Raw genomic sequence first — 6,319 nt, forward strand, 5'->3', positions numbered from 1 at the left:
AAATTTACCTGTCTTTATCCGAGAAACCACTGCATTATGTGAAACACCCATCTTCTTCGCAAACGCACGAACCGATAGACCCTTACGATTCTTCTTATTCATAGTTGCTCCATTTTGAATGGTATATACGAATTATTGTACACTTTAATTATTGACAAGGCTTTATTTTTCGTGTACATAAAATATATGAAGATAGTGTGGGATGAACCAAAAAGAGCTTTGAACATTGTTAAACATAAGCTTGATTTTGCTGATGTTATTTACTTTGACTGGGAACATGCTCTTATTGATGCAACCCATTCAAACCGCATGAAGGCTATTGGACATTTTGCGGATGGCACAACAGTTATTGTTTTTGCAAAGCTTGGCAATGAAGCGATATCCATTATCAGTTTTCGTCAAGCGAATAAAAAAGAAAGAGAGGTTTTCAATGACTATCAAAAAAACCTTTGAAACAGGATGTGGCTATACAAAAGAAGACTGGGACGCTGTGGATTCCCCACCACTAACAGATGAAGAACTTGCACGCTTAAAGCCAGCTAAAGACGTTTTACCAGCCTCTTTTTTTAAGTATGTAACAGAAGAGCGCCGTAAACGTGGGCGTCCACCCGTTGAATCTCCTAAACAAGCGGTTACTCTCCGTCTCGACCCAAATGTTATTGCCTCTTTTAAAAAACAAGGAAAAGATTGGCGAACACGTATGGGTGAAGTCTTAAAAAAAGCAAGTGGCAGCTAAACCAACCACCTCCCCATTTTTGAGAACGGGGAGGGGAGTTCTGTTTTTAAGTTAAGCAACCTTTTTAATGGGGCTTTCTAAATCTGGTTCGTAAGCTTTCAAAAAAGGATTCATAGCCATGGGAAACTCTGAAGCTCCGAAATCTGTAAGAACTGCCAGAATCTTTGTAAAATTGGGCACTTCATCTTGAAGTTCTAAAATCAAAGCTTTTTCCACCACGCCCATGACCTGCACCAGCGTGTTACAATCCTCATCTCCAACACTTTGATGATTGGAAAATTGAGCCAACGCTATCCACAAATCGCATAAGAAGTCGACACTGCTATTCATTGCACACCCCCAAAGATTTGCTCTCTCAAACATGCCAATCCTCTGGATGTAATTTTTGTTGAAGGGAGCACTTTTTCTGTACCATCTGGTCTTTGAATGGTGATAGCAGGACAGTCCATGAAACCTTTTTTGATTTTATCTTGATAAGGTAACAGAGGCGCCCCTGGAGTACGCCGATACACCCAACCATGTTTACGCAAGTAATCAGTTAAATCCTTTGGTCGTACTTCCAACATCTTTGCTGCTTCAATAAGACCGAATAAACCATCAGAGCGTTTTAAGCCTTCCAAAGCCTCTGCTTTAGGCTTGAGTGTATTCACCTCATTTCTTAAGTCTTCTAATTGATTAATACTCTCTAAAAGGAGCTGTTTGATCGTAAGAGGATTTTCCAATGCATTGGCAAGATTTATTTGCGGTGTTGCTACTTGTTTCAAAAGTCGTTCACATTTGATAAAATATTGACGAGCTTCATGTCCTTTATCGTTACGCTCTATCATGGAAAGGTGTTTAGCCATGTCTAAGGTGAGGTAGTATTCTATGCTTGGGCGCCCACCTTTTTCTAAATTTTTAGAAAAACCTATAAAGTCTATATTTTCTCGAAAATTACATTCTTTAATGCGATTTTTAATCCAGTCTGCAAACTTTGATGTAATTTCCAAAAATGCGTGCAATTCACGCGCATTAACAGTTTGAACAGTTTCCTGATCAATAACCTGTTCTGATATTTCTATAAGTGTGTTCATAATGAACTCCTAGTTGTTAGAGGTTTCTTAATGACACTCTAAAAGAGTGCCGGGCGCTAAGAAACACGGCAACTAGCCCGTCGTTATGCTTTCCCCGAAAGGGTATTATATGGCATAACCACACCCGACAATATTATTATATGCATATAGCATACAATGAGTCAAAGCTTTTAAATTGCGGAAAACGAGTTATTTCGGCAACCAATCCGCTAGTTGTTTTAAGGTGTTTCTTAGGCACCTGATTCGACAATAGATATAATGATACTGTCTTGTCAAGTGATAAAAAACTTTTTCTAAAAAATAATCCACTATTGTACAGTGTGTATATGAGGACACATTAAATTTGTTATTTATCAATGAGTTAAGTGTACAATGTACAGTTGATTTGAAAATTCTGTCGCTAGCGATAGTTCGCGCTCGTCCGCCCCGCAACAGACCCAACCCGCTGGGAAGTACCTTTTGCATTGATTTATTGTATTTTTTCTGGAAAAAACCAAAGCGCAAATGATAATCTGCTTTAAAAATTACAATTAAAGTGAGTAGCGTGTTGACATAGCTTAAGAACATTATTTAGCTTTCTTATTGGCGGCATATTCTTGACGAGCAAGTTGGTACTGTATGTTGGCAATTAATCTTTCATTGGCTTTTTTTACAATAGTACTTGCAATCTCTGGCTTGGACATCACCCCAGCAATGGAGGGTCCTTTTTGTTTTGCAATGGGGAATTGATCTCCATCGGCTCTTTGAAACACATTCCCATTCAGCTTTTTTAATTCAACGCGCTTTGGAAAACTCCCACCTTTGATAAAAGCATGGGGTAAGATTTCTTTCTTTCCAAACAGTGTGTAAGTTACGCCGCGTTTTGTTTCTCTTGCTTGAAAAAATTTAAGAGGTATTGGTGTTCCAGAACCAATGATATCTGTCTCAAGAAACCTTGCTGTCGCCTTTTCTTTAATATAAACACCTCTTCTTATACGCTTTATTTGGGCTGATGAGATGTCTGCAACTTGCTTTTCAGTAAAGCGTTCAACTTGTTTTGCTGCAGTGTTTAGAGCATTACGCAGAGCCCAATTAAGGCGTGGTGCTTGAAGACTGGTGAAGGTATCCTTCACCTGTTGAAGATACCATTTTTGGTGGATGATTAACTTCAACTTCTAAGCCTTTTTTGGGGTAGGTGACTTGGAAGCTTTAGATGCTTTTGGCTGTTCGAGTGGAATTTCCTCTGTCACTGGTTCAGACGATGTTTGTACGGCTTCTTGTTTTATCTGCTTAATTTGTTCAATTGCCTTATCTGTTTTTGCTGTTGTCTTGACGTCAACAAAAAGTTTTGCAGCATTGGCGCGCTTGAGACGTGCGTAGACTTGATTAGAAACTTCAACAAATGGATTATTGGGTGTTGATGGTTCAAAGCGAACAGTGCTTTTATTGTCTCCAACAACACACATTGGCTTAGTGATGACAGCTTTCATCATTGCTCCTTTTGCGTCATAATTAATGACATCATTAGTCAATTATTGATTTTTGTTATTTGAAAAATAGATTAGTCAGAATTACCCAGAAAACAGGGCTTTCTAGCCACGTTTCAAGATCACATTTTACTAAATTTTTAGAGGATATTTTTGAATTTTGGACGCAATTCGACCAGTACAGCAGCGTCATTAAATACGACTTTTCACATATTGTCAACAAAAAAATCAATATATTGTGTTTTTTTTATTTTTTTACCTAAATATGCTGCTTTACAAACAAATGATGCAAATATTCCGTTCCCAAAAATCGTTTATACGTTAAAGCATTTACCATTTATTTTTTGGATAAAAATACTTCTGGAGAGCATTTAGAGCAATACGCAAAGAACTAACAAGATGTGGTAATGTTTGGTTTTCTATAACAAGATGTTGTATCGCGGCATAAAGATTATACTGTCTATAGAGGTGTTGTGCTTCTTTGATAGCCTCTTGCATGTTTGAAAACTGTTCTGTTGCAAATTTAATCCATTTTTCTTTTGCTGTCTCATCAGAAGATGAGGGCATTTTATCATAAACAGCACTTGGCAAACCTTTTGCACACGAATAGTCATTTTTCACTTCAAGATATTTTTGCGCAGCATCATATTGGTCTTGATTTATTTCGCCTTGCAAATAAAGCCGCCCGATATAGGTACCGGAAAGCGGATTTTTAGCCTCTTCTATGGTCAAACAGAAGCGTTTGGCACGCATTTCAATTGCCAATTTATCCATGGGTTCATGCGGTGTTTTTGCTCGTGAGATACGTCCATTTGGTTCTCTGATACACCCTTTAATCCGAGGACGACCACGTTTTGTACGTTTTTTTCTTTTAGCCATATTTTTTCAATCAGAATGGGACGCTATCGTTAAGAGCTGTTCTATAATCTTGAGCACCTGAAGCGATAGCATAATTTTGAGAAGTAATAGGTGAAGGGGTAGGGGATGCCGATTGATCTTTTTTGGCATCAAGCAAATACAACTCGCCTTTGAATTGTGGTAAGACAATCTCTGTTGTGTAACGGTCATGCCCATTTTTATCTTGCCATTTGCGTGTCTGTAATTTTCCTTCTATGTAAACCTTTGAACCTTTGTTTAGATATTGAAGTGCAATTTTTGCCAAATGTGGATTAAAAATCACAACGGAATGCCATTCTGTTTTCTCTACTTTTTGATTGGTTTTTTTATCTGTATAGCTCTCAGAAGTCGCTATACTAAAATTGACTATTTCTGCTCCAGAATTCATTGTTTTGCTTTCGGGATCAGCACCTAAACGCCCGATTAATGTCACTTTATTTAGCATGTTTTTTCTTACCTTAAACTTGTACTTTAATACATAGAAAATCTTAGCATGATTTGCTTATTTTTTCAATTATTTCAAAATGATAATATTGTTTTTTAACATATAAAATTATATTTAATATGCAAAAAAACATAAATAGTTCAGTGTTCATTTAAAACTCTTGAAATACATACATAAATGTATTAACATAAGATATGAAAATAAGATTTGAATGGGATGAAGCTAAAGCGAAAAGTAATCTTAGAAAGCACCGTGTCAGTTTTGAAATTGCTGCTCGTGTTTTTGCAGACCCGTTCGCCATGGTTAAACAAGACCGTATTGAAAACGGAGAATATCGTTGGCAAACTTTGGGTCTTGTGGATGGTTTTTTACTGCTGCTCGTGGCGCATACTGTCCATGATGATAAAGATGGTATAGAAGTAATCCGTATTATTTCAGCGCGGCGAGCTAACTCGAAAGAAAGGAAACGTTATGAAGAAGAAAGTTCTTTATGAAATTGATGTAGGTAACTTATCACCTTTGACAGATAAACAGAGAGTTGAAGTTGATAAGCTGGCTGCAATGCCGGACAGTGCAATTGATCATAGTGATATTCCGTCACTCAATGATGCATTTTGGAAAAACGCCGTTCGCAATCCATTCTATAAACCAACCAAAACTGTCACAACAGTACGTGTGGATTCAGACGTTCTAGCGTGGCTTAAAAGTCAAGGGAAAGGATATCAAACACGGATTAACGCAATTTTACGTGACGCCATGCTTCGTTCAATGCGTTGATCTCTTTCCTGCTACAAAGAGTATCAAACTGCTTTCGATAGTTTTTTATCTCCTTGTTGATCTCATCTATGAACGTTGAGAAGAAACAACGTAATCTGAACAGTTTTATAAAATCGGAAATTTTACTATAGCTTTTTAACTGAGCACTGTAGTGTGTAAATAGATATATTTATTAACTGCGTGTACGTAACATAAGGAAAAATACACAGACTAAAAAAGAATACCAAAGAGCAATATCTGAGTACCAAAGTACATTATCCAATGAAAAAGAAAGCTTGTACTCCACGTACTTAGAAATGAAAGGTAAAGAAACAGTTTCCTTATAACTATTTGGGAAAATTAAAACGACAAGTGCTAAACTTATTAGCTTTAAAAGTCTGTGCATATACTGTTGTAAATCACGTGTTAGTTTCACCCAACCTGTTGTATTGCCGCGTTTGTATTTTGGGTTGCTCTGCAATTCAGAAGGAATCTTGGAATTGCATAAAATTGCAAAAACAGTTGTGACTATTACCAAAGAAACAGATGCGAATGTCAAAATACTTTGAATAAAGTAGGGATTTTTTTTAATTCCTAAAAAACATAAAAATATAAAAGTTATAATGCCAAACAAGGCTCTTAGCTGCTTATCTGTAAACATATTTATTTCCTGCGGTTTTCGATAATTTTTTGATCTCTCTGTTAATCTCATCTATAAGAGGTTCGTAATTGAGAATGCTTTTCGGAATATTCCCACCGTAAACCCATGCTTTCACCTGCGCTTTGGTACTAAAATCTGCATTTTCTGGTGTGGTATAATACTGTCCGCCATCAAACTTTTCACACTCTCTTGTGCCGTCTTCATATTCGTAGAGGTTGTAAAAATACTCCTCTGCTCCGTCTCCCCAAGGAACATAACCAACAGCTGTTGCAACAAACTCTTTTT

Annotated in this window: 11 protein-coding genes and 1 pseudogene; 4 read left to right on the plus strand and 8 right to left on the minus strand. The window is 37.0% G+C overall.

The genetic code is table 11. The features are described from left to right. The first annotated feature begins 186 nt into the window (after nt 1-186). Both ACFIO5_RS09035 and ACFIO5_RS09040 read left to right on the plus strand, forming a co-directional pair. Nucleotides 187-453, plus strand: a complete 267-nt coding sequence (locus ACFIO5_RS09035) for a BrnT family toxin (protein ID WP_375613975.1) — start codon at nt 187-189, stop codon at nt 451-453. Next, the gene (locus ACFIO5_RS09040; protein ID WP_006589112.1) at nt 431-736 is read left to right on the plus strand and encodes a BrnA antitoxin family protein; all 306 of its coding nucleotides are present in this window, start codon (nt 431-433) and stop codon (nt 734-736) included. Before ACFIO5_RS09035 ends, ACFIO5_RS09040 begins: the two co-directional genes overlap by 23 nt. 51 nt (nt 737-787) lie before the next feature. On the opposite strand, the gene ACFIO5_RS09045 is transcribed toward ACFIO5_RS09040, so the two are convergent. From ACFIO5_RS09045 to ssb, 6 genes are all read right to left on the minus strand, one after another. Beyond that, nucleotides 788-1,066 (minus strand): hypothetical protein, encoded by a 279-nt coding sequence (locus ACFIO5_RS09045; protein ID WP_375613974.1) that lies wholly within the window; start codon nt 1,064-1,066, stop codon nt 788-790. Continuing rightward, entirely contained in the window at nt 1,063-1,809 is a 747-nt protein-coding gene (locus tag ACFIO5_RS09050) for an antA/AntB antirepressor family protein (protein ID WP_375629428.1), read from the minus strand. The genes ACFIO5_RS09045 and ACFIO5_RS09050 overlap by 4 nt, the downstream gene beginning before the upstream one ends. A gap of 566 nt (nt 1,810-2,375) precedes the next feature. Beyond that, nucleotides 2,376-2,960 carry a hypothetical protein gene (locus ACFIO5_RS09055; protein ID WP_375683359.1) on the minus strand — a complete coding sequence of 195 codons (585 nt, stop codon included), beginning with the start codon at nt 2,958-2,960 and terminating at the stop codon, nt 2,376-2,378. Between the two features lie 3 nt (nt 2,961-2,963). Beyond that, nucleotides 2,964-3,278, minus strand: coding sequence for a hypothetical protein (locus ACFIO5_RS09060; protein ID WP_375655788.1), 315 nt, complete (start codon nt 3,276-3,278; stop codon nt 2,964-2,966). Nucleotides 3,279-3,605: 327 nt separating this feature from the next. Further along, the gene (locus ACFIO5_RS09065; protein WP_375632642.1) at nt 3,606-4,154 is read right to left on the minus strand and encodes a hypothetical protein; all 549 of its coding nucleotides are present in this window, start codon (nt 4,152-4,154) and stop codon (nt 3,606-3,608) included. A gap of 10 nt (nt 4,155-4,164) precedes the next feature. Then, a complete protein-coding gene (ssb, locus tag ACFIO5_RS09070) occupies nt 4,165-4,617 on the minus strand; it encodes a single-stranded DNA-binding protein (RefSeq protein WP_375635128.1) in 453 nt (150 codons plus the stop codon). Nucleotides 4,618-4,811: 194 nt separating this feature from the next. Here ssb and ACFIO5_RS09075 point away from each other — a divergent pair, with 194 nt between their 5' ends. Both ACFIO5_RS09075 and ACFIO5_RS09080 read left to right on the plus strand, forming a co-directional pair. Beyond that, the gene (locus ACFIO5_RS09075; protein ID WP_375612484.1) at nt 4,812-5,111 is read left to right on the plus strand and encodes a BrnT family toxin; all 300 of its coding nucleotides are present in this window, start codon (nt 4,812-4,814) and stop codon (nt 5,109-5,111) included. Then, complete coding sequence (locus ACFIO5_RS09080; protein WP_273756873.1) at nt 5,089-5,394, plus strand: BrnA antitoxin family protein; 306 nt, start codon at nt 5,089-5,091, stop codon at nt 5,392-5,394. Before ACFIO5_RS09075 ends, ACFIO5_RS09080 begins: the two co-directional genes overlap by 23 nt. A 125-nt stretch (nt 5,395-5,519) precedes the next feature. Here the strand turns inward: ACFIO5_RS09080 and ACFIO5_RS09085 are convergent. Beyond that, a pseudogene (locus ACFIO5_RS09085) lies at nt 5,520-6,034 on the minus strand (hypothetical protein). Next, a partial coding sequence (locus tag ACFIO5_RS09090; RefSeq protein WP_375705261.1) for a hypothetical protein occupies nt 6,021-6,319 on the minus strand: 299 nt, incomplete at its 5' end. The gene ACFIO5_RS09090 and the pseudogene ACFIO5_RS09085, both read right to left, overlap by 14 nt.

Source organism: Bartonella sp. AA86SXKL, assembly GCF_042196885.1.

Coding starts and splice junctions, on each gene's coding strand:
- ACFIO5_RS09035 (WP_375613975.1), top strand. CDS start 187: ATGAAGATAGTGTGGGATGAACCAAAAAGAGCTTTGAACATTGTTAAA.
- ACFIO5_RS09040 (WP_006589112.1), top strand. CDS start 431: ATGACTATCAAAAAAACCTTTGAAACAGGATGTGGCTATACAAAAGAA.
- ACFIO5_RS09045 (WP_375613974.1), bottom strand. CDS start 1,066: ATGAATAGCAGTGTCGACTTCTTATGCGATTTGTGGATAGCGTTGGCT.
- ACFIO5_RS09050 (WP_375629428.1), bottom strand. CDS start 1,809: ATGAACACACTTATAGAAATATCAGAACAGGTTATTGATCAGGAAACT.
- ACFIO5_RS09060 (WP_375655788.1), bottom strand. CDS start 3,278: ATGAAAGCTGTCATCACTAAGCCAATGTGTGTTGTTGGAGACAATAAA.
- ACFIO5_RS09065 (WP_375632642.1), bottom strand. CDS start 4,154: ATGGCTAAAAGAAAAAAACGTACAAAACGTGGTCGTCCTCGGATTAAA.
- ssb (WP_375635128.1), bottom strand. CDS start 4,617: ATGCTAAATAAAGTGACATTAATCGGGCGTTTAGGTGCTGATCCCGAA.
- ACFIO5_RS09075 (WP_375612484.1), top strand. CDS start 4,812: ATGAAAATAAGATTTGAATGGGATGAAGCTAAAGCGAAAAGTAATCTT.
- ACFIO5_RS09080 (WP_273756873.1), top strand. CDS start 5,089: ATGAAGAAGAAAGTTCTTTATGAAATTGATGTAGGTAACTTATCACCT.